The organism is Streptomyces tanashiensis (genome assembly GCF_014648895.1).
Lineage (GTDB): Bacteria > Actinomycetota > Actinomycetes > Streptomycetales > Streptomycetaceae > Streptomyces > Streptomyces tanashiensis.
Window position 1 is genome coordinate 147,232 of record NZ_BMRZ01000014.1, and the last position, 21,317, is coordinate 168,548.

The 21,317-nt window shown below is 72.6% G+C and carries 22 protein-coding genes; 2 read left to right on the top strand and 20 right to left on the bottom strand.

All coding sequences use genetic code 11. The annotated features are described in order from the left end of the window. Positions 1-35: 35 nt before the first annotated feature. The 6 genes from der to IE237_RS31155 all read right to left on the bottom strand — a co-directional run bounded on the left by der (position 36) and on the right by IE237_RS31155 (position 5,087). A complete protein-coding gene (gene der, locus IE237_RS31130; RefSeq protein ID WP_189805473.1) occupies positions 36-1,484 on the bottom strand; it encodes a ribosome biogenesis GTPase Der in 1,449 nt (482 codons plus the stop codon). Between the two features lie 70 nt (positions 1,485-1,554). Beyond that, positions 1,555-2,199: a lysophospholipid acyltransferase family protein gene (locus IE237_RS31135; protein ID WP_189805474.1), complete on the bottom strand. Its 645-nt coding sequence runs from the start codon at positions 2,197-2,199 to the stop codon at positions 1,555-1,557. Beyond that, entirely contained in the window at positions 2,196-2,870 is a 675-nt protein-coding gene (gene cmk, locus IE237_RS31140) for a (d)CMP kinase (RefSeq protein ID WP_229842996.1), read from the bottom strand. The genes IE237_RS31135 and cmk overlap by 4 nt, the downstream gene beginning before the upstream one ends. A gap of 169 nt (positions 2,871-3,039) precedes the next feature. After that, entirely contained in the window at positions 3,040-4,128 is a 1,089-nt protein-coding gene (locus IE237_RS31145) for a prephenate dehydrogenase (protein ID WP_189805475.1), read from the bottom strand. Continuing rightward, positions 4,125-4,487 carry a chorismate mutase gene (gene aroH / locus IE237_RS31150; protein WP_189805476.1) on the bottom strand — a complete coding sequence of 121 codons (363 nt, stop codon included), beginning with the start codon at positions 4,485-4,487 and terminating at the stop codon, positions 4,125-4,127. Before aroH ends, IE237_RS31145 begins: the two co-directional genes overlap by 4 nt. Positions 4,488-4,592: 105 nt before the next feature. Further along, positions 4,593-5,087 carry a YidB family protein gene (locus IE237_RS31155; protein ID WP_469882180.1) on the bottom strand — a complete coding sequence of 165 codons (495 nt, stop codon included), beginning with the start codon at positions 5,085-5,087 and terminating at the stop codon, positions 4,593-4,595. A 100-nt stretch (positions 5,088-5,187) separates the two neighbouring features. Between IE237_RS31155 and IE237_RS31160 the strand changes: the two genes are divergently transcribed. Next, complete coding sequence (locus IE237_RS31160) at positions 5,188-5,631, top strand: Rieske (2Fe-2S) protein (RefSeq protein ID WP_189805478.1); 444 nt, start codon at positions 5,188-5,190, stop codon at positions 5,629-5,631. Positions 5,632-5,641: 10 nt separating this feature from the next. Continuing rightward, the gene (locus IE237_RS31165) at positions 5,642-6,331 is read left to right on the top strand and encodes a nucleotidyltransferase domain-containing protein (protein ID WP_189805479.1); all 690 of its coding nucleotides are present in this window, start codon (positions 5,642-5,644) and stop codon (positions 6,329-6,331) included. Here the strand turns inward: IE237_RS31165 and IE237_RS31170 are convergent. From IE237_RS31170 to pyrG, 14 genes are all read right to left on the bottom strand, one after another. Then, positions 6,311-7,072 carry a nucleotidyltransferase domain-containing protein gene (locus tag IE237_RS31170; protein ID WP_189805480.1) on the bottom strand — a complete coding sequence of 254 codons (762 nt, stop codon included), beginning with the start codon at positions 7,070-7,072 and terminating at the stop codon, positions 6,311-6,313. The genes IE237_RS31165 and IE237_RS31170 overlap by 21 nt on opposite strands. A gap of 3 nt (positions 7,073-7,075) precedes the next feature. Continuing rightward, complete coding sequence (locus tag IE237_RS31175) at positions 7,076-8,107, bottom strand: ADP-ribosylglycohydrolase family protein (protein WP_189805481.1); 1,032 nt, start codon at positions 8,105-8,107, stop codon at positions 7,076-7,078. Next, positions 8,104-8,841: an NUDIX hydrolase gene (locus IE237_RS31180; RefSeq protein WP_189805482.1), complete on the bottom strand. Its 738-nt coding sequence runs from the start codon at positions 8,839-8,841 to the stop codon at positions 8,104-8,106. The genes IE237_RS31175 and IE237_RS31180 overlap by 4 nt, the downstream gene beginning before the upstream one ends. After that, a complete protein-coding gene (locus tag IE237_RS31185; RefSeq protein ID WP_189805483.1) occupies positions 8,838-9,887 on the bottom strand; it encodes an AAA family ATPase in 1,050 nt (349 codons plus the stop codon). Before IE237_RS31185 ends, IE237_RS31180 begins: the two co-directional genes overlap by 4 nt. Next, positions 9,884-10,069, bottom strand: a complete 186-nt coding sequence (locus tag IE237_RS31190; protein WP_189805484.1) for a hypothetical protein — start codon at positions 10,067-10,069, stop codon at positions 9,884-9,886. Before IE237_RS31190 ends, IE237_RS31185 begins: the two co-directional genes overlap by 4 nt. A gap of 152 nt (positions 10,070-10,221) precedes the next feature. Continuing rightward, entirely contained in the window at positions 10,222-11,538 is a 1,317-nt protein-coding gene (locus IE237_RS31195; RefSeq protein ID WP_189805485.1) for a pseudouridine synthase, read from the bottom strand. Next, positions 11,538-12,140, bottom strand: coding sequence for an SMC-Scp complex subunit ScpB (gene scpB / locus IE237_RS31200; RefSeq protein WP_189805486.1), 603 nt, complete (start codon positions 12,138-12,140; stop codon positions 11,538-11,540). Before scpB ends, IE237_RS31195 begins: the two co-directional genes overlap by 1 nt. Beyond that, complete coding sequence (locus IE237_RS31205; protein WP_189805487.1) at positions 12,137-13,093, bottom strand: segregation and condensation protein A; 957 nt, start codon at positions 13,091-13,093, stop codon at positions 12,137-12,139. Before IE237_RS31205 ends, scpB begins: the two co-directional genes overlap by 4 nt. Before the next feature lie 46 nt (positions 13,094-13,139). Beyond that, positions 13,140-13,646 carry a hypothetical protein gene (locus IE237_RS31210; protein ID WP_189805488.1) on the bottom strand — a complete coding sequence of 169 codons (507 nt, stop codon included), beginning with the start codon at positions 13,644-13,646 and terminating at the stop codon, positions 13,140-13,142. Next, on the bottom strand, positions 13,631-14,656 hold the full coding sequence (locus IE237_RS31215) for a ParA family protein (RefSeq protein WP_030212665.1): 1,026 nt from the start codon (positions 14,654-14,656) through the stop codon (positions 13,631-13,633). Before IE237_RS31215 ends, IE237_RS31210 begins: the two co-directional genes overlap by 16 nt. A 461-nt stretch (positions 14,657-15,117) precedes the next feature. Next, positions 15,118-16,233: an alanine dehydrogenase gene (ald, locus tag IE237_RS31220; protein ID WP_189805490.1), complete on the bottom strand. Its 1,116-nt coding sequence runs from the start codon at positions 16,231-16,233 to the stop codon at positions 15,118-15,120. Positions 16,234-16,380: 147 nt separating this feature from the next. Beyond that, positions 16,381-18,366, bottom strand: coding sequence for an AAA family ATPase (locus tag IE237_RS31225; protein ID WP_229842998.1), 1,986 nt, complete (start codon positions 18,364-18,366; stop codon positions 16,381-16,383). A gap of 155 nt (positions 18,367-18,521) precedes the next feature. Then, positions 18,522-19,151 carry an NUDIX domain-containing protein gene (locus IE237_RS31230; RefSeq protein ID WP_189805492.1) on the bottom strand — a complete coding sequence of 210 codons (630 nt, stop codon included), beginning with the start codon at positions 19,149-19,151 and terminating at the stop codon, positions 18,522-18,524. Between the two features lie 112 nt (positions 19,152-19,263). Further along, positions 19,264-20,922 carry a CTP synthase gene (pyrG, locus tag IE237_RS31235; RefSeq protein WP_189805517.1) on the bottom strand — a complete coding sequence of 553 codons (1,659 nt, stop codon included), beginning with the start codon at positions 20,920-20,922 and terminating at the stop codon, positions 19,264-19,266. Between the last annotated feature and the right edge of the window lie 395 nt (positions 20,923-21,317).

The following is a 21,317-nucleotide window of genomic DNA, read 5'->3' on the forward strand; positions in this document are numbered from 1 at the left end:
GCCCCGGCCCTCAGCCGTACGTCACTCCGTGGGTGCTACTTCTTGCGGCCGCGCTTCTCGCGCACCCGCACCGAGATGTGGATCGGGGTGCCCTCGAAGCCGAACTCCTCGCGCAGCCGGCGCTCGATGAAGCGGCGGTAGCCGGCCTCCAGGAAGCCGGAGGCGAAGAGGACGAAGCGGGGCGGCTTGGTGCCGGCCTGCGTGCCGAAGAGGATGCGGGGCTGCTTGCCGCCGCGGACCGGGTGCGGGTGGGCGGCGACGATCTCGCCCAGGAACGCGTTGAGCCGGCCGGTGGGGACGCGGGTCTCCCAGCCGGCGAGGGCGGTCTCGATGGCCGGGACCAGCTTCTCCATGTGGCGGCCGGTCAGGGCGGAGACGTTGACCCGGGGCGCCCAGGCGACCTGCTGCATCTCGGTCTCGATCTCGCGCTCGAGGTAGTAGCGGCGCTCCTCGTCGAGCTCGTCCCACTTGTTGTAGGCGATGACGATGGCGCGGCCCGACTCGACCGCCATCGTGATGATGCGCTGGTCCTGGACCGAGATGTTGTCGGTGGTGTCGATGAGGATGACGGCCACCTCCGCCTTCTCGATGGCGGCGGCGGTCCGCAGGGAGGCGTAGTAGTCCGCGCCCGCCTGGAGGTGGACCTTCTTGCGGATGCCGGCGGTGTCGACGAACTTCCACGTCACGCCGCCGAGCTCGATGAGCTCGTCGACCGGGTCGCGGGTGGTGCCGGCCAGCTCGTTGACGACGACCCGGTCCTCGCCCGCCACCTTGTTGAGCAGGGAGGACTTGCCGACGTTCGGGCGGCCGATGAGGGCGATGCGGCGGGGGCCGCCCACCGCGTTGCCGAAGCGCTGCTCGGGGGCCTCGGGCAGCTTCCGCAGGACCTCGTCGAGGAGGTCACCGGTGCCACGGCCGTGCAGCGAGGAGACGGGGAACGGCTCGCCGAGGCCCAGGGACCAGAGCATGGCCGCGTCGGCCTCGCCGGACTGGCCGTCGACCTTGTTGGCGGCCAGGACGACCGGCTTCCCGGCGCGGCGGAGCAGCTTGACGACGGCCTCGTCGGTGTCGGTGGCGCCGACGGTGGCGTCCACGACGAAGAGGCAGGCGTCGGCGGCCTCGATGGCGTACTCGGCCTGGGCGGCGACGGAGGCGTCGATGCCGAGGACGTCCTGCTCCCAGCCGCCGGTGTCGACGACCTTGAAGCGGCGGCCGGCCCATTCGGCCTCGTAGGTGACGCGGTCGCGGGTGACGCCCGGCTTGTCCTCGACGACGGCCTCGCGGCGGCCGATGATGCGGTTCACCAGGGTCGACTTGCCGACGTTCGGGCGGCCGACGACGGCGAGAACGGGGAGCGGGCCGTGGCCGGCCTCCTCGATCGCGCCCTCGACGTCCTCGACGTCGAAGCCCTCTTCCGCGGCGAGCTCCATGAACTCCGCGTACTCGGCGTCGCCAAGTGCCCCGTGGTCGTGCTGGTCGTTCATGAAGTCCGTTCCTTGATCATTCGTGGTCGGTGGGTCCCCGGGCGGCGGGGCCCACTACTGAGAGTCTCGCTCAGCGCCCGGTGAGGCGCCTGGCGTTTTCCAGGTGGTCGGTGAGCTTCCCCTGGATCCGTACGGTGGCCTCGTCGAGCGCCTTGCGGGTGCGGCGGCCGGAGCCGTCCCCCGCCTCGAAGGCGTCCCCGAAGACGACGTCGACGCGGCCGCGCAGCGGAGGCAGTGCCTTGACCAACCGTCCGCGGCGCTCGGTGCTTCCCAGGACGGCCACGGGGACGATCGGCGCACCGCTGCGGACGGCGAAGTACGCCAGGCCCGCGCGGAGCGAGGCGAAGTCGCCGTCGCCGCGGGTGCCCTCGGGGAAGATCCCGAGGACGCCGCCCTGCTCCAGGACGCCCAGGGCGTTGCCTATCGCCGCGCGGTCGGTGCTGTCACGGTCCACCTTGAGCTGCCCGATGCCCTCCAGGAAGCTGCCGAGCGGGCCGACGAACGCCTCCTTCTTGATCAGGAAGTGCACGGGTCGCGGGGCGGTGCCCATGAGCATGGGGCCGTCGATGTTGTGCGCGTGGTTGACGGCGAGGATGACGGGTCCGGCGGTCGGCACCCGCCAGGCGCCGAGGACGCGCGGCTTCCAGAAGCCGTACATCAGCCCGATGCCGATACGTCGGCCGACGGCGGCGCCCTTCTCGGAGGGCACGGTCACTTGGCGGCCGCCCTCTTCTCGTCCACCAGGGTGACGACGCACTCGATGACCTGGTCCAGGGTGAGCTCGGTGGTGTCGACCTCGACGGCGTCACCGGCCTTGGCGAGCGGAGAGGTCTTGCGGCTGGAGTCGGCCGCGTCCCGCTTGATCAGGGCTTCCTTCGTCGCGTGCACGTCGACGCCCTTGAGCTCGCCGGAGCGGCGGGCGGCACGGGCCTCGGGCGAGGCGGTGAGGAAGATCTTCAGGTCGGCGTCGGGCAGGACGGTGGTGCCGATGTCCCGGCCCTCGACGACGATGCCGTGCTCGGCGCCCTTCGCGATGGACCGCTGGAGCTCCGTGATCAGGCTCCGCACCTCGGGGACGGCGCTGACGGCGCTGACCTTGGAGGTGACCTCCTCGGTCCGGATGGGGCCGGAGGCGTCGGCGCCGTCGACGGTGATGGTCGGCCGGCCCGGGTCGGTGCCGGAGACGATGACCGGCTTGGACGCGGCGTTCGCGACGGCCTCGGCGTCGGTGACGTCGACGCCGTTGCTGATCATCCACCAGGTGATCGCCCGGTACTGGGCGCCGGTGTCGAGGTAGCTCAGCCCCAGCTTGGCGGCGACCGCCTTGGAGGTGCTGGACTTGCCCGTGCCGGAGGGCCCGTCGATGGCGACGATCACGGAATCCACGGTGGGAACACCTTCCTGGGGTGAGCGGTAGGGCCCGGCGGTATGCGGGGGACCCCCACAAGGTTACCGAGTCCCCGACCCCCATTCGGCCCCGCCCGTCGCGGGCCGGGCCCGCCCGTTGTGGGCCACGGGCCGGGGCGCGGGCCCACACGGGCCGGCGCGCCGCGCCTCAGCTCGTGCGGAGGGACCAGCCGCGTTCCTGGAGCGCAGCCCCCAGCGCCGGCGCCGCCGACGGCTCGACCATCAGCTGGACCAGACCCGCCTGCTGCCCCGTCGCGTGCTCGATGCGGACGTCCTCGATGTTGACGCCCGCCCGGCCCGCGTCGGCGAAGATGCGGGCGAGCTCGCCCGGCTGGTCGCTGATGAGGACGGCGACGGTCTCGTAGGCCGTGGGCGCGGCACCGTGCTTGCCGGGCACGCGCGCCCGGCCGGCGTTCCCGCGGCGCAGGACGTCCTCGACGCCCGTCGCGCCGTCACGGCGCTCGTCCGCGGAGGCGGACTGGAGGGACCGCAGCGCGCGGACGGTCTCGTCGAGGTCGGCGGCGACGCCCGCGAGGACGTCGGCGACGGGGCCGGGGTTGGCGGAGAGGATCTCGACCCACATGCGCGGGTCGGAGGCGGCGATCCGGGTGACGTCGCGGATGCCCTGCCCGCAGAGCCGTACGGCGGACTCCTCGGCCTCCTCCAGGCGCGCGGCGACCATGGAGGACACCAGCTGCGGGGTGTGGGAGACCAGGGCCACGGCCCGGTCGTGGGCGTCGGCGTCCATGACGACGGGGACGGCCCGGCAGAGGGCGACGAGCTCCAGGGCGAGGTTGAGGACCTCGGTGTCGGTGTCCCGGGTCGGGGTGAGGACCCAGGGCCGGCCCTCGAAGAGGTCGGCGGTGGCGGCGAGCGGGCCCGAGCGCTCCTTGCCGGACATGGGGTGCGATCCGATGTACGCGGTGAGGTCGAGGCCCAGCGCCTCCAGCTCCCGCTTCGGTCCGCCCTTGACGCTGGCGACGTCCAGGTAGCCGCGGGCCAGGCCCGCCTTCATGGCCTCGGCGAGGGTGGCGGCCACGTGCGCCGGGGGCACGGCGACGATGGCGAGGTCCACGGGGCCCTCGGGCGCCTCGTCGGTGCCCGCGCCGAGCGCGGCGGCCGTGCGGGCGCGCGCCGGGTCGTGGTCGCGCAGGTGGACGGTGACGCCGCGGCCCGCCAGGGCGATGGCGGCGGAGGTGCCGATCAGGCCGGTACCGATGACGAGCGCTGTTCTCACTGGGCGATGTCCTTGCGCAGGGCGGACGCGGCGCCGAGGTAGACGTGCGCGATCCGGGACTTGGGCAGTTCGGTCTCGACGTGGGCGAGGAGCCGGACGACCCTGGGCATCGCACCCTCGATGTCGAGTTCCTGTGCGCAGATCAGGGGAACGTCGACGATCCCGATGTGCCGGGCCGCGGCGGCGGGAAAGTCGCTGTGCAGATCGGGCGTGGCCGTGAACCAGATGCTGATGAGGTCGTCGGTGGTGAGCCCGTTGCGCTCGAGGACGGCGGTGAGCAGCTCCTCGACCTGCTCGCGCATGTGTCCGGCCTCGTCCCGCTCCAGCTGGACGGCTCCTCGGACCGCTCGTACCGCCACGTCGTGCTCCTTCGCCTGCGTCAGTGCTCCGTTCAGCCTAGTCAGCGGCGGGGACGGCGCGTCGCGGCGCCCGCCCTCCGAGACGGGGCGGGCGCCGTGCGGCGGTCAGAGCCGCTGCCGGCGGATGATCTCCTCCAGGGAGGCGCCCTGCGGGAGCGAGCCGTTCGGCGTCAGCTTGTCGACGGCCTGCGGCAGCGACGCCGCGATCTCGTCGGCGGCCTCCTGCGGGCTGACGCCGGCCTCCGCAGCGACCTTCTGGAGGGTGTCGTCCGGGAGGGCCTCGGCGATCTGGGCGCCACTGACGGCCTGGTTGTCGCCGGTGCCGACCCAGGACCGGGTCTGGTCGGTGAGGCCGGACCTGGTCAGCATGTCGAGCAGGCCGCCGAGGGGGTTCGAGCCGTCCCCGCCTCCGCCGGCGCCCTTGCCGCCGGCGAGGGCCCCGAGGAGGGAGCCGAGGATGCCGCCGGCGCCGCCGCTCTGTCCTCCGGCGCCTCCGAGGAGGCTCCCGAGGAGACTGCCGAGGTCGTTACCCGCCATGGTCCTGCCTTTCGTCCGGTACGGAACACGCCCAATGTCACCTGAACCGGGGTGTTCCGCCACTCGGCGTAGGCGGCGGGCGGGGACGGCCGTGCGGGGGAGCCGGGCCGCGCGCGCAGGCGTGTTGCGGGGCCCGGGGGCGGTGCGCGACCAAGCTGACGGCATGACTTCAAGCGCCACGACACGTCGTACCGTCCTGTTCGCCGCGGCGGCCCTGACGACGGGCTGCGGCTCGGACGACGGGGGTGACGGCGGGACGAGCACGAGCGCCCCGGCCGGCACCGCACCGGCACCGAGCACCCGTGCCGCCGCGAGCGGCGGCACCCCGCTGGCGAAGACCTCCGAGATCCCGGTGGGCGGGGGCACGGTCTTCACGGGGAAGAAGGTGGTCGTGACCCAGCCCGAAGCGGGCGAGTTCAAGGCGTTCTCCGCGATCTGCACCCATCAGGGGTGCATCGTGAACAAGGTCGCGGACGGCACGATCGACTGTCCCTGCCACGGCTCCAAGTTCCGCATCGCCGACGGCTCGGTGGCTGCGGGACCGGCCCCCCGGCCGCTGCCGGCCGAGCAGATCGATGTCTCCGGCGAGGAGATCACCCTCGCGTAACCTGCCCGGCATGACTCCGGAAGAGCTGGTGCGCGAGCACACGATCTACTCCTGCGTGATGGGCTCGCGCGCCTTCGGTCTGGCGACCGAGGGGAGCGACACGGACGTACGGGGCGTCTACCTCGCCCCGACGCCGCTGTTCTGGCGCTTCGACAAGCCTCCGGCTCATGTGGAGGGGCCGGCCGAGGAGCAGTTCAGCTGGGAGCTGGAACGCTTCTGCGAGCTCGCCCTGCGCAACAACCCGAACGTCCTGGAGTGCCTCCACTCCCCCGTGGTCACGCACGTCGACGACCGGGGCCGCGAGCTGCTCTCCCTGCGGAGCGCGTTCCTGTCCCGCCGGGCCCACCAGACCTTCGTCCGGTACGCGGGCGGCCAGCGCCGGAAGCTCGACGCGGACGTCCGCCAGTACGGCCACCCGCGCTGGAAGCACGCCATGCATCTGCTGCGGCTCCTGACCAGCTGCCGGGACCTGCTGCGCACGGGCGAGCTCCGCATCGACGTCGGCGAGGACCGCGAGCGCCTCCTGGAGGTCAAGCGCGGCGAGGTGCCCTGGGCCGAGGTCGAGTCCTGGATGAACCGCCTCCAGGAGGAGGCCGACCGTGCCCACGACCGGACCCCCCTCCCGGATGCCCCGGACGAGCCCCGGATCCAGGACTACCTGACCCGCGCCCGCCGGGCCTCAGCCCTCGACGTGCTCTAGCCGGGCCCGTACGACGAGGTCGTGCAGCGCGTCGTGGACGTGCACCGACTCCGGGAGTCCCGAGGCCGCCTGGGCCTCGTCCAGGACGCCGTGCAGGGCCTCCGTCTCGGCCCGTACGGCCTCGGGGTCCACATCGGCCCGCCCGTGCTCGGCGGCCGCCTTCGCCTCGACGAGCTCGGGCAGCCGGGCGGGAGCCTCGGCCACCTCCCCCACCAGGGTCGGCAGATGGGCCTGCACCTCGCCCGAGCGCATCAGGTGGATGCCCGTGAGCAGCGCCCGGTAGGTGTAGAGCAGCGGCTTGAGCTCGCCGCTGCTCTCGAAGAGCCGCCACTGCGTCCCGGCGAAGCCGCGGTAGTGGTGGGCGTGATGGCGGGTGAGCAGCCGCGGCACGAGCGAGACGAGTTCCGCGTGGGTCTCCGTCGTGTGCGCCACGAGCGGGGAGGTGAGCTGCTCCAGGACGTAGCCGTTGCGCCGCAGCATCAGCCGGGCGAACTTCCGCAGGTCATGGGTGACGAGGTCCATCTCGACGCCGTCCCGGTCCCACATCCGGCTGCGGGTCTCCTCGGGCTCGCGGAGGCCGATCAGGGCGTCCACGGGCAGCAGGTGCGCGCCGCGCAGGTCCACGTCCGAGTCGCGGGACGGGAAGCCGTACAGGTGCGCGCCGGAGACGGTCGCGAAGAGCAGGGGGTCGGGCTGTTCCGCGACGACGGCGGAGAGGTCCGGGGTCAGGGTGAGCGTCATGGGTCAAGCGTCCCAGAGCGCGCCGAAGGTCAGCAGGTCGCTGCGGTACTCGACGCGCTCCGCCCATTCCTTCGGCCAGGCGTCCGCGCCGAGGTGGGCTCCGGCGAAGGCTCCCGCGAGGGCGGCGATCGAGTCGGAGTCGCCGCGGGTGCAGGCGGCGCGGCGGAGGGCGGTGAGGGGCTCGTCGGGGAAGAGCAGGAAGCAGAGGAGGCCGGTCGCGAGGGCTTCCTCGGCGATCCACCCGTCGCCGGTGTACGCGCAGGGGTCGAGCTCCGGATCGGCCGTGCGCTGGACGGATTCCAGGCGCTCCAGGACCGCCAGGCACTCGTCCCAGCCGCGCTCGGCGAAGTGCCGGGCGGAGGGGTCCTGGGAGCGGGTCCACAGGTCGCCGAGCCAGTGCTCGCGGTAGACGGAGCGGTTCTCGTAGGCGTACGAGCGCAGCTGTCCGACGAGCCCGGCCGGGTCCACGCCCTGCGCGAGCAGGTACACGGCGCGGGCGGTGAGGTCGGAGGCGGCGAGCGCGGTGGGGTGGCCGTGGGTCAGGCCCGACTGGAGCTGGGCGGCGCCCGCCCGCTGCTCCTCGCTGAGCCCGGGGACGAGCCCGATGGGCGCGACCCGCATGTTGGCGCCGCAGCCCTTGGAGTGGATCTGGCTGGCGTCCTGCCAGGGCCGGTCCCCGTCGAGAAGCAGGCAGGCGCGGAGGCAGGTGTTGCCGGGGGCCCGGTTGTTCTCCGGGGAGTGGTACCAGTCGACGAACTCGTCGCGGACGGGACGGGCGAGCCGGAGCGGCGCGAGCACGCCCCGGTCCATGGCCGTGCGGATGCCCCGGGCGAAGGCGAGGGTCATCTGGGTGTCGTCGGTGACGTACGCCTTCCCGTTCCTGACGGGCAGTTCCATCTCTCGCCAGGGCCCGACCTTGGCGAGGATCGACGGAACGTCGTTGAACTCGGTCGGGAATCCCAGCGCGTCGCCGAGCGCGAGTCCGATCAGAGAGCCGGTCGCGGCCTGCTTGGTGGCGGTGCGTGCGAGGTTCATGCGGGGCGTCCTTCCGGTCGCAGGAGGGGCGGGTGGAGGGTCGTGGCCTCGCCCGCCCGGTAGAGAGCGGCCGGTTTCCCCCGTCCGCCGGTGAGGCGCGGCGGTCCTTCCACGGCCTGGACGAAGCCGGGCGTGGTGAGGACCTTGCGCCGGAAGTTGGGGCGGTCGAGTTCGACGCCCCAGACCGTCTCGTAGACCTGCCGCAGCTCGCCGAGGGTGAACTCGGGCGGGCAGAAGGCGGTCGCGAGGCAGGTGTACTCGAGCTTGGCGCCGACCCGTTCGTGGGCGTCGGCGAGGATCCGGTCGTGGTCGAAGGCGAGGTGCCCGTGCGTCCCGTACGGGATCCACCGGGCCTGGGCCGCGTCGCCGCCGCCGCGCGGTTCGGGCGGATCGGGCACGAGCGCGGTGAAGGCGACGGAGACGACCCGCATCCTCGGGTCGCGGTCCGGTTCGGTGTAGGTGCGGAGCTGTTCGAGGTGGAGGCCGGCGACGGTGGCCTCGGAGAGCCCGGTCTCCTCGGCGAGTTCGCGGCGGGCGGCCGCTTCCGCGGACTCGCGGGGCAGCACGAATCCGCCGGGCAGGGCCCACGCGCCCGCGTAGGGCTCCTGGCCGCGCTCGACGAGCAGGACGTGGAGGCGCTCCTCGCGGAGGGTGAGGACGGCGAGGTCGACGGTGACGGCGAAGGGCGCGAAGGCGTACGGGTCGTAGCCCTCGGGGGCGCGGGGTGTGGTCATCGTCGCTCCGGCGGGGTGTCGGTGAGGTGCCAGCCCTCGGCGAGCAGTCCGTCGACGGCGGCGACGGCGGCCGCGAGGCGCTCCTCGTGGGGGCCGGTGAGGACGGCCGTGCGGCGGCCGGTGTGGGCGAGCTGGGTGAGGAGGCGTGCGGTCATCCAGGGCCGCAGGTGCTCCCCGTCGGGCGGCCCCGCGTGCTCGGCCGTGACGCCCCGGTGGTCGGTAAGGAGCCAGAGGCGCTGCCGTCCGTGGGCGGCGATCTCGCCGGTGGCGGGGCTGGTGGTGCCCGTGTACCGCTCGTGCCGGATGGTGGCGGCGAAGGCGTCGGTGTCGCAGAAGAGGACGGGCGAGCCGTCCCGTGCGGCCTCCTCCTCCAGTTCGGCCTGGCGCTGGGCGATGACGGGGAAGTCGGAGGAGCGGAGGGTGACGTCGGACGGGTCGGCGGCGGGGTGCGCGGCGCGGAGTTCGGCGAGCCTGAGCGCGCCGTACGCGCGCGCGTAGTCCGGTACGCAGCGCGTGCGGGTCCAGACGCCGCCGCGCCGCCGGTAGTGGTCGGCGAGGGCGCGGGCCATGGTGGTGGTGCCGGTGGACTCGGCTCCGAGGACGACGATCCGCAGGGTGAGCGCGGCCCGTACCGGCGGCTCCAGGAGGTCCCAGTGGCCGGCGGGGTCCGCGCGGACGGCGGCGTCGGTGAGGGGGAGGGCCCGGTCGCCGAGGACGGTCTCGGCACCGAGGCGACGGCCCAGCCCCGCCCCGGACGGCTCCGTGGTGAAGACGGCGTCGACGGGCTCGGGGACGGCGGCTCTGAGGGCGGCCGCGGGGGCTTCGGGATCGGAGGCGTCGTCGACGGCGCCGACGACGAGGACGTCGGGGTGGATCTCGCGCATCCAGGCGAGCCGGTCGTCCAGGGGGAGGCTCTCGGCGGCGGAGGCGCGGACGAGCACGGTGAGGCGCTCGCAGCGGTCGCGCGCGGTGCGGACGAGGTGGTGGTGGCCGGCGTGCGGCGGATGGAACCTGCCGGGGACGAGGCCGTGGCCGTAGCGCTTCATATCGCCGCCTCGGGGCGTACCGCGGGGGTGCGGGTCCTCACCGCCCCCGCCGTGAGCGGGCCGTCGGAGCCTGGTCCACCCCCGTGGGTCCAGGTCCGCCGGCCGTGCGCGGCGGGGGCGGTGAGGACGGTCTGCGGGCCGGCGTCGGAACGCGACGGTCCGGCCGTGTCTGCGAGGCTCACACCCGCCTCCTTAAGAGTCATATTGACTATAAAGGCTGCCGGGCCGCGGCCACAAGGCCGGGCGCGCGGAACCCCGCGTCCGGGCGCGGAACACGGAGAAGCCCGTGACCGCCGGGCGGTCACGGGCTTCCTCGGAGAGCGGCAACAGGGCCTTACATGCCGACTTCCTTCATCAGCATGCCGACCTCGGTGTTGGTGAGACGGCGCAGCCAGCCCGACTTCTGGTCGCCCAGGGCGATCGGGCCGAAGGCGGTGCGGACCAGCTTCTCGACCGGGAAGCCCGCCTCGGCGAGCATCCGGCGCACGATGTGCTTCCGGCCCTCGTGGAGGGTGACCTCGACCAGGTAGTTCTTGCCGGTCTGCTCGACCACGCGGAAGTGGTCGGCGCGGGCGTAGCCGTCCTCCAGCTCGATGCCGTCCTTCAGGCGCCTGCCGACCTCGCGGGGCAGCGGGCCGGTGATGGCGGCCAGGTACGTCTTCTTCACGCCGTACTTCGGGTGCGTGAGGCGGTGGGCCAGCTCACCGTGGTTGGTGAGCAGGATGATGCCCTCGGTCTCCGTGTCGAGCCGGCCGACGTGGAACAGCCGGGTCTCGCGGTTGGTGACGTAGTCGCCGAGGCACTGGCGGCCGTCCGGGTCCTCCATGGTGGAGACGACACCGGCCGGCTTGTTCAGCGCGAAGAAGAGGTACGACTGGGTGGCGACGGTCAGGCCGTCCACCTTGATCTCGTCCTTCTCCGGGTCGACGCGCTTGCCCTGCTCCAGGACGATCTCGCCGTTGACCTCGACACGGGCCTGCTCGATGAGCTCCTCGCAGGCGCGCCGCGAGCCCATGCCGGCGCGGGCGAGGACCTTCTGCAGCCGCTCGCCCTCCTGCTCGGCGCCGGGGAAGGTCTTGGGGGTCTTGATCTGCGGCCGGTCCGCGTACCGCTCCCGGTTGCGCTCCTCGATCCTGGCGTCGAGCTCGCGCGAACGGGCCGGGGCCTGACGCTGCCCGTGCGGGCCACGACGGGGCGGGGTGCCGCCCTGGGGGGCCTTGGGGCCGCCCTTGGCGCCGCCGCGGGCCGCGGAGCCGCGACCCTTCCGCGGGGCCTCGGTCGGGCCGCTCACGTCGTAGGAGCGCTCCTCGGGACGAGGCCGGCGCGGGTTGCTCTGGCGCTTCTGGTCGTCACGGCCGCCACCGCCCTGGTAGCCGCCACCGCCGCCACCCTGGTAGCCGCCACCGCTGCCGCCGCGGCCACCGCCGCTGCCGCCCCGGTAACCGCCACCGCCGGAGCCGGAGCCCCCGCTGCCGCCCCGGTAGCCGCCGCCACCGGAGCCGGAGCCGGAGCCACCGCCGGAGCCCCGGTAACCGCCGCCGGAGCCGCTGCCACCACGGCCGCCGCCGCTGCTGCCGCCGCGGCCGCCGCTGTTGCCACCACGGCTCCCGCCGTTGTTTCCGCTGCTGTTCCTGCCGCTGCTGCTTCGCATCAAACTTCCGTCTTGTCGTCGTCCTCACGATCCGGCGCATCCGGATCGAACGACGGAACCCCTTCCAGCGAGTCCGGCTCGACCGCCTCCGCCTCGGGGAGGAAGGGCGCGAGCTCGGGGAGTTCGTCCAGGCCTCGCAGGCCCATCCGCTCCAGGAAGTAGTTCGTCGTCCTGTACAGGATCGCACCTGTTTCGGGTTCCGCGCCCGCCTCCTCCACCAGACCCCGCTGGAGGAGGGTCCGCATCACCCCGTCGCAGTTGACTCCGCGGACCGCGGAGACCCGGGAACGGCTGACCGGCTGGCGGTACGCGACGACCGCGAGGGTCTCCAGGGCCGCCTGGGTGAGCCGTGCCTGCTGCCCCTCCAGGACGAAGGCCTCGACGGCGGGGGCGAAGGCGGCCCGGGTGTAGTAGCGCCAGCCGCCGGCCACCCGCCGCAGCTCGAAGCCCCGGCCCTGGGAGGTGTACTCGTCGGCCAGCTCGTGGAGGGCGTCGGCCACCTCGCGCGGGGTGCGCTCCAGGACCTTGGCGAGGTGGGCCTCGGTGGCGGGCTCGTCGACGACCATGAGGACGGCTTCGAGGGCGGGCTTGAGGTCGCTCATGCGGTGGCCTCCTGGTCGAATTCGTCGGTCACGGCCGCGGCCGGGTCGGTCTCCCCGCCGGTCCAGGAGACCGTGAGGTCCCCGAGGGCGGTCTCCTGGTCGAGGGCGACGGCCTTCTCCCGGTAGAGCTCCAGGAGGGCGAGGAAGCGCGCGACGACGGTGAGGGTGTCGCCGGCGTCCTCGATCAGCTCCCGGAAGACGGCCGTCCCGCGCTCGCGGAGCAGCGCGACGACCACCGCCGCCTGGTCCCGGACGCTGACGAGCGGGGCGTGGATGTGGTCCACGTACACCTGGGGCTCGGCCTTGGGCTGCATGGCCTTGACGGCGAGCCTGGCGAAGCCCTCGGCGCCGATGGAGATGACGACCTCGGGGAGCAGCTCGGCGTGGTGGGGTTCGAGTCCGACGGTACGGGGGTGGCGGCGGCCCTCGGCCTCCCACCGCTCCTCGAAGATCGCGGCGATCCGCTTGTACGCGCGGTACTGGAGGAGGCGGGCGAAGAGCAGGTCGCGGGCCTCCAGGAGGGCGAGGTCGGCCTCGTCCTCCACCTCGGCGGCGGGGAGCAGCCGGGCGGCCTTGAGGTCGAGCAGGGTGGCGGCGACGACGAGGAACTCGGTGGTCTGGTCGAGGTCCCCGTCGGGCCCGAGGGCCCGCAGGTGGGCCATGAACTCGTCGGTGACCTGGGAGAGGGCGACCTCGGTGACGTCGAGCTTGTGCTTGGTGATCAGCTGGAGGAGCAGATCGAAGGGCCCCTCGAAGTTCGAGAGACGCACGGTGAACCGCCCGTCCCCGACCTCGTCCCCCGCGGCCCCGGCCCCCGCCGGCGGGGGTTCGTCGGCGGGTGCGGTCGGGAGGACACCCGGCACCGGCGCCTCCGCCTCCGCCGGCTCGCCCGGGCCGCGGCCCAGAAGGCGGCGGCGCGGCGGGCGGGACGTTTCGTCAGGGGCGTGGTGCATGGGGGTCCAGGGGGGAACGAGGAGAACGGCAGCCCGCAGGCTACCGTCAGCGACCGCGCAGACGGCGGACGAGGATGCTCGCGTCGCCGCGGGACTCCAGGTCCGCCAGGACGACCGCGACGGCCTCCCGGACGATCCGGCCCCGGTCGACGGCGAGACCGTGCTCGCCGCGCAGCACGAGCCGGGCGTGCTCCAGGTCCATCAGCTCCTCGGCGGAGACGTAGACCGTGATCTTCTCGTCGTGGCGCTCGCGGCCGCTGGGCCGCCGGTTCGCGGTGCGGCCGCCGCGCCGCCGGGCCGCCGCCGCGGGGGCGGGCACCGAGGCGGTGGGGGCGGCCTTGGGGGCCGGTCCCTCGGGCTCGGCCGTCCGCGCGCGGGGTTCCGCGGCCTCGGAGTCCGCCGCGGTGTGCTCCGCGGAGCCCTCGGCCGCCGCCGTGTCGCTCTCGGCAGCCGGTGCCGGGACCGCCCGGCGGGGTGCGGACGCCTGGAGCGCCGTCCCCCCGGTCGTACGGAAGAGTTCGTCGGCTCCGGGCAGACTCACTCGGCGTGACACCGGGCGAGCACCTCCCTGGCGAGCTGACGGTAGGCGGCGGCGCCCACGGAGTTGGAGGCGTACGTGGTGATGGGCTCGCCGGCGACCGTGGTCTCCGGGAAGCGCACGGTCCGCCCGATGACCGTGTGGTACACGTGGTCGTCGAAGGCCTCGACGACGCGCGCGAGGACCTCACGGCTGTGCACGGTCCGGGAGTCGTACATCGTGGCGAGGATGCCGTCGAGCTCCAGCTCGGGGTTGAGCCGCTCCTGGACCTTCTCGATGGTCTCGGTGAGCAGCGCGACTCCGCGCAGCGCGAAGAACTCGCATTCCAGCGGCACGATGACCTTGTGAGCCGCCGTCAGGGCGTTCACGGTCAGCAGGCCGAGCGAGGGCTGACAGTCGATCACGATGTAGTCGTAGTCGTTCATCAGCGGCTTCAGGGCGCGCTGGAGCGTGGACTCGCGCGCGACCTCGCTGACCAGCTGGACTTCGGCGGCCGAGAGGTCGATGTTGCTCGGCAGCAGGTCCATGTTGGGCACGGCGGTCTTGAGGAGCACCTCGTCCGCCGACATGCCCCGCTCCATGAGCAGGTTGTAGACGGTGAGGTCGAGCTCCATCGGGTTCACGCCGAGGCCGACCGACAGGGCTCCCTGCGGGTCGAAGTCGACGAGCAGCACCCGTCGTCCGTACTCCGCGAGCGCGGCACCCAGGTTGATGGTCGACGTGGTCTTGCCGACGCCGCCCTTCTGGTTGCACATCGCGATGATCTTCGCGGGTCCGTGGTCGGTCAGGGGACCCGGGATCGGGAAGTACGGCAGGGGCCGTCCGGTGGGGCCGATCCGCTCGCGGCGCTGGCGGGCAGCGTCGGGTGCGAGGGTGGCCGCGTACTCCGGGTCGGGCTCGTACTCGGCGTCGGGGTCGTAGAAGTGCCCCTCGGGCACCTCGTCATAGGCGGCGAAGTGGGTGGACTCTCGGCCCATCTCGTTGCCGGCCGTGGCGTTCACGTGTAGGCCGTCCATCGTCTTCATCGTGTGGGCACTCGTCATGGGCTGGTGCGTCGCGAAGGTCCGCACCGCGACGGAGCCGATCGGGGCACCTGGCGCGCCGCTCCCGGGAGTAATTGTCGACTCATTCACAAGTCGTCTTACCTCCTTGGATGTCACCAGGAACATTTATCGATAGGTCAGCGTGGCACCATGCCGACGGTTGGCGACTCTATGGCGTGTCACCGCTCCGCAGCAACACAATCCGCCGGACCCGGCCCGATGTGTCGGCAACCGAACACCTCTCTGTCAAGGGTGCGCAGGCATGCATCCACACGTTTCAGGGGTGTGCGAAACGGTTAAAGGGTTACGTTCGAGGCGAGTTGCCCGAACGTTTCGGCGGGGCCGGAGACACGGCCGGCCGGACCTTGTCGAACAAGGTCCGGCCGGGTGCGTGATATTGACGGCACGCGTTGACGGGGCCTCCGTCAAAGAGCCTTCGGGGGTCAGGCCAGGAGGCTGCTCAGCTCGACGTGCTCGAGGCCGTGCGCCTCGGCGACCTCCTTGTAAACCACCTTGCCGTCATGGGTGTTGAGGCCCAGGGCGAGCGCGGAGTCGCGGCGCAGCGCCTCGACCCAGCCGTTGTTCGCCAGCGACACGATGTAGGGCAGCGTGGCGTTGGTGAGGGCGTAGGTGGAGGTGTTCGGGACCGCGCCCGGCATGTTGGCGACGCAGTAGAAGACCGAGTTGTGGACCTGGAAGGTCGGCTCGGCGTGGGTGGTCGGGTGCGAGTCCTCGAAGCAGCCGCCCTGGTCGATCGCAATGTCGACAAGGACACTTCCGGGCTTCATCTTGGCGACGAGCTCGTTGGTGACCAGCTTCGGGGCCTTGGCGCCCGGGATGAGGACGGCGCCGATGACGAGGTCGGCCTCGACGACGGCCTTCTCCAGCTCGTAGGCGTTGGAGACGATCGTCTTCACCTTGGTGCCGAAGATCTTGTCGGCCTCGCGGAGCTTGTTGATGTCACGGTCGAGCAGGGTCACGTGGAAGCCCATGCCGACGGCGATCTGGGTGGCGTTCCAGCCGGAGACGCCGCCGCCGATGACGACCGCCTCGCCGGCGTGGGTGCCGGGGACGCCGCCGGGGAGGACACCGCGGCCGCCGACCGAGCGCATCAGGTGGTAGGCGCCGACCTGCGGGGCCAGGCGGCCCGCGACCTCGGACATCGGGGCGAGCAGCGGGAGCGCGCGGTTCGCGGTCTCGACCGTCTCGTACGCGATGGCGGTGGTGCCGGACTCCAGGAGCGCGTCCGTGCACTCCTTGGAGGCGGCGAGGTGCAGGTAGGTGAAGAGCGTCTGGTCCTTGCGGAGGCGGTGGTACTCCTCCGCGATGGGCTCCTTGACCTTGAGCAGCAGGTCGGCGGTGGCCCAGACCTCGTCGGCGGTGGCGAGGATCTCGGCACCGGCGGAGACGTACTCCTCGTCCGTGATCGAGGAGCCGACACCGGCGTTCTGCTCGACGAAGACCTGGTGGCCGTGGCGGACGAGCTCGTGGACACCGGCGGGGGTGATGGCCACGCGGAACTCGTTGTTCTTGACCTCGCGGGGGATGCCGACCTTCATCGTCGATCACGGTCCTTGAATCAGGGGGGATACATGGGGCACTGCGATACATACCCGGATGCACTGCGGCGCACCGGGGCAGACCACGTTCGAACGCGGCGCACCCAGTCTAATGAAGGAGTTCCTGCTGTCTAGCCTTTCAAAGTACTAATCTTCGACGGAGCCACTACGGATTTCGCAGGCTGATGGTTCCGTTTCCAGGAGTCTCTCAGCCGCCGACCGGTGCAATCCGGCCGCGGCGGGGTCTCCGAGCCGGTCGAGGGTGTCGGCCAGCCGCAGCTGGAGCGCGGCCTGGAGCCGCGTGTCCTGGGCCCTGCGGGCCCACTCCACCGCCTCCTCGCAGGTCCGCAGGGACTCCTCGGGCCGTCCCGCGTACTCCTGGACCCGGGCCGCCTCGCTCAACGCCCGCGCGTAGCCCGGGAGATCGGAGAGCCGCCGGTATCCGGCCGCGGCGGCCCGCCAGCTCCGCAGGGCCTCCCCGTACCGCCCCGCGTAGGTCTGCACGGCTCCGAGGCGCGCGTACAGCCGGGCCTGGTCGGCACGCTCGTCCCGGGCGAGGCGCTGGGCGAGCGCGCGCCCGTACCAGTCGCCGGCCCGCTGCCAGTCCCCCAGCTCCTGATAGGACCCGCCTACGGATTCCATTGCGCGACCGGTCGCGTACGGGTCATTTGCTGCGCGTCCGGCATCCAAAGCCGACCGATATCGCAGCAGAGCGTCCTTCGTCCTGCCGGTCCTGGCATCCAGATCGGCCAGGTTGAGCAGGGCGGCGGCCCGCTCCCGGTGCAGCCCCCGCCGCTCGGCCACGTCGAGGACCAGCCGGTGCAGGCCGTACAGCTCCGGAGCGGCGGCCTCCGCGCCCCGGTGCGCGGCGAGCGCCCTGACCAGGGACGCGACGAGCCGCCGCGCGAGGGTGTCGAGCTCGCCGTCGGCGACCGCGAGGCGGGCGGAGGCGAGCAGCACGGGCCGCCGGGAGTCCAGCCAGGCGGCGGCCGCGGCCGTGCTCGGGAAACGCAGGGCGCGCGGCAGACCGGCCAGCTTCCGCCGGGCGGGCGAGCCCTCGGGTTCGGTGACCGCACGGCAGGACTGGAGGAGCCGTACGGTCCGCTCCAGCATCCGGGCCCGGGCGAGCTGCACCTCGGCGGGCCGGTCGCGCTCCTCCAGCTGAGCGCGAAGGAGGGGGACGAGATGCGCGCGCACCTCGTACTGCCCGTCCTCGCCGCCCGAGACGAGCCCCAGGGCGGCGAAGTCGGCGAGGGTGGTCGCCGCCGCCGAGACCGAGCAGCCGGCCAGGGCGGAGGCGGTGTGCGCGTCGGCCCGGCCCAGCGGGGCCAGGGCGAGGAATCGCAGTATCCGGGCGGCGGTGGCGGGCAGCGCGTCGTGCGCGAGCAGGAAGGTCCGGGTGAGGGGATCGCCGCTCAGCCCGCGCAGCCGCTTGGCCAGGTCGGCGACGGAGGCCTTCGGCTGTGCGGACAGCCAGCCGCCGGCGAGGACGACCGCGGCGGGCAGTCCCCCGCACTCCTCGACGAGGGTCTCGGCGGCCTGCGGGTCGACGGTGATGCGGACGGAGCCGGTGAAGGAGGTCAGCAGCTCGATGGCCGACTTGGGGTCGAGTCCGCCGAGGGTGCAGGGCCGTACGTCGGGGATCCCCGTGAGCGGCCCGCGGGCGACCCCCACCACCAGGGCGTCGGGGTTGTCGGGGATCAGCGGGTCGGCCTGCTCGGCGTCGACGGCGTCGTCGAGGACGAGGACGGCGCGGCGGTCGGCGAGGGCGCCCCGGACCAGCTCCGTCAGCTCGTCCTCGCCGGCCCCGGGGGGCTCGGCGACACCGAGCGCGGCGAGCAGCTCCTGAGCCGCCCGCGCGGTGGGGACGGGATCGCCGCCGGGCTCGGTGAGCCGGGCGCGGAAGACGCCGTCGGGGTAGCGGTCGGCGAGCCCGGCGGCGAGCTCGTCGGCGAGCGCCGACCGTCCCGAGCCGGGCTTGCCGGCGATGAGCAGGACCCGGGCCCGGGGTGCCTTGCGGCCGGTGAGGGTGTCGAGGCCGGTCCGTTCGATGTCGGCGCGCAGGGCCTTCAACTCCCGCTGCCGGCCGAAGAACTGCCGGCTGCCGGCCGCCGCCACCGCCTGATCCGTCACGGGCCACGCTCCCGTCCACCTGCGCACGAGCCGATCCCGCGGGGGGCTCCGCACGGGCGATTCCGAGCGTAGTTCAGGGCGCGAGGCGGACCTGGCGGAGCAGGGCGGACGGATCCCCCGATCGGATCAGCAGATCTTCAGACCGCCTCGCGCGGTCATGCCTCGAACGGTCGGGCCGGCCACGGGGCGTCGGCCGGACGGAGCGCGTCAAGGCCCTCCCCCGCCCGCGCCGCCATCAGCGACAGCACCCCGACCACCAGGCAGTTGTTGTGCAGCTCGCCGGCGAGCACGCCCCGCACCAGATCCGGAAGCGGCACCCGGGCGAGCTCCATGTCGGCCTCCTCCTCGGAGACCTCGAAGCGCTCGCCCTCCGCCTCGGCGAGGTCACGCGCCAGGAAGATCCGTACGGCCTCGTCGCAGCCGCCGGGCGTCGTGTAGACGTCGGTCAGGACCCGCCAGTCCTCCGCCTTGACGTGCGCCTCCTCGTACAGCTCGCGCTGGGCGGCGTGCAGCGGGTTCTCGCCGGGCACGTCGAGGAGCCCGGCCGGGATCTCCCAGAGCTTCTGCCGTACGGGGTGCCGGTACTGCCGGAGGACGACCACGCGGTCCTGCTCGTCCAGGGCGAGGACGGCCACGGAGCCGGGGTGGACCTGGTAGTCACGGCGGTGGACCGAGCCGTCCGGCATGACGACGTCGTCCGTGCGGACGCTCGTCTTGTTGCCCTGGAAGGGGGTGGTGGTGGCGACGACCCGCCACTCCTCCGGGGTGTCCTGCACCTGCCGCATGAGCTGTCCTCCCACGTACGAACCACGAACGACCACGAACGAACCACAAACGAGAACCGGGGTACGGGACCCGTGAGGGAACCCGTACCCCGGCAACGTTAACCCCCAGGGGTTACTTCGCCGACTTGCCCGTCTTGCGCTCGACGGCCGCCTTCACCAGGCCCGCGAAGAGCGGGTGCGGGCGGGTCGGGCGGGACTTCAGCTCCGGGTGCGCCTGCGTGGCGACCAGGTAGGGGTGGACGTCCTTCGGGTACTCGACGAACTCGACGAGCTTGTTGTCCGGGGACGTGCCGGAGAAGACCAGACCGGCCTTCTTCTCCAGCTCCGCGCGGTAGGCGTTGTTCACCTCGTAGCGGTGGCGGTGGCGCTCCTCGACGTACGGCTCGTCGCTGTAGGTCTCGCGGACGACCGAACCCTCGGCGAGCTTCGCCGGGTAGAGGCCAAGGCGCATCGTTCCGCCCAGGTCACCGGCGCCCTCGACGTAGGCCAGCTGCTCCTCCATCGTGGAGACGACGGGGTGCGCGGTGGCCGGGTCGAACTCGGTGGAGTTGGCCTCGGGGATGTCGGCCAGGTTCCGGGCGGCCTCGATCACGATGCACTGCAGGCCGAGGCAGATGCCGAGCAGCGGCACCTTGTTCTCGCGGGCGTACTGGATCGCGCCGACCTTGCCGGAGACACCGCGGTCGCCGAAGCCACCGGGGATGAGGATGCCGTCGACGTCGCCGAGCTGCTTCGCGGCGCCGGCCGGGGTCTTGCAGTCGTCGGAGGTGACCCACTTGACCTTGACCCGCGCCTTGTTGGCGAAGCCGCCGGCGCGCATGGCCTCGGTGACCGACAGGTAGGCGTCGGGCAGGTCGATGTACTTGCCGACGAGCGCGACGGTGACCTCGTGCTCCGGGTTGTGGACGCGGTCCAGGAGGTCCTCCCAGACGGTCCAGTCCACGTCGCGGAAGGGCAGGTCGAGCTTGCGGACGACGTAGGCGTCCAGGCCCTCGGTGTGCAGCACCTTCGGGATGTCGTAGATCGACGGGGCGTCGATGGCGGCGACGACCGCGGCCTCGTCGACGTCGCACATCAGCGAGATCTTGCGCTTGATGGCGGTCGGGACCTCGCGGTCGGCGCGCAGCACGATCGCGTCGGGCTGGATGCCGATGTTGCGCAGGGCGGCGACGGAGTGCTGGGTCGGCTTGGTCTTCAGCTCGCCGGAGGGGCCGATGTAGGGCAGCAGCGAGATGTGCACGACGAAGACGTTGTCGCGGCCGACCTCGTGGCGGACCTGGCGGACGGTCTCCAGGAAGGGCAGCGACTCGATGTCGCCGACCGTGCCGCCGACCTCGGTGATGACGACGTCGACGTCGTCCGTCGCCATGCGGCGGATGCGGCCCTTGATCTCGTTGGTGATGTGCGGGATGACCTGCACGGTGTCGCCGAGGTACTCGCCGCGCCGCTCCTTGGCGATGACCTGCGAGTAGACCTGGCCGGTGGTGACGTTGGCCGAGCCGTCGAGGTCGACGTCGAGGAAGCGCTCGTAGTGGCCGATGTCCAGGTCGGTCTCGGCGCCGTCGTTGGTGACGAACACCTCACCGTGCTGGAAGGGGTTCATCGTGCCCGGGTCGACGTTCAGGTACGGGTCGAGCTTCTGCATCGTGACCCGCAGGCCGCGGGCCTTGAGGAGCGCACCCAGGCTGGAGGCGGTCAGCCCCTTGCCGAGCGAGGAGGCGACACCCCCGGTGACGAAGATGTGCTTGGTCGTCGTGGTGTTGGGCGGCATCGCCAAGAGGGGGCTCCCGTGGTCGCGTTCTGGAGGTGCGTACCGGCGCCCCCTCCGGAAGAATCGGGGGGTGCCGTCGCTGCGGTTTCGGGGTCCTCGGCTGTCGCCGTTTCCCACCGGTCCACGGGGTACCAGGGTATCAGCGACATCAGGAGACCGCTTCCGGCCACACGCGGCAGTCGGGTGTTCACGGACGGCGACGCGGCCTTCGCGGCCGGGGGAAGGCGCAGCTCACCCGTGTGGCGCAGCGCGCCGCCCGTGTGATCACTACGGTCGCCTGGGCGACACGTATTCTGCTCGGACACCCGCCGCCGAGAAGGCCGGCATCGCCCGCCGCGCAGGCCGGCTCATCCCGCACACTGGCCTGGCTGACACCGCACAGACAGACATCACGC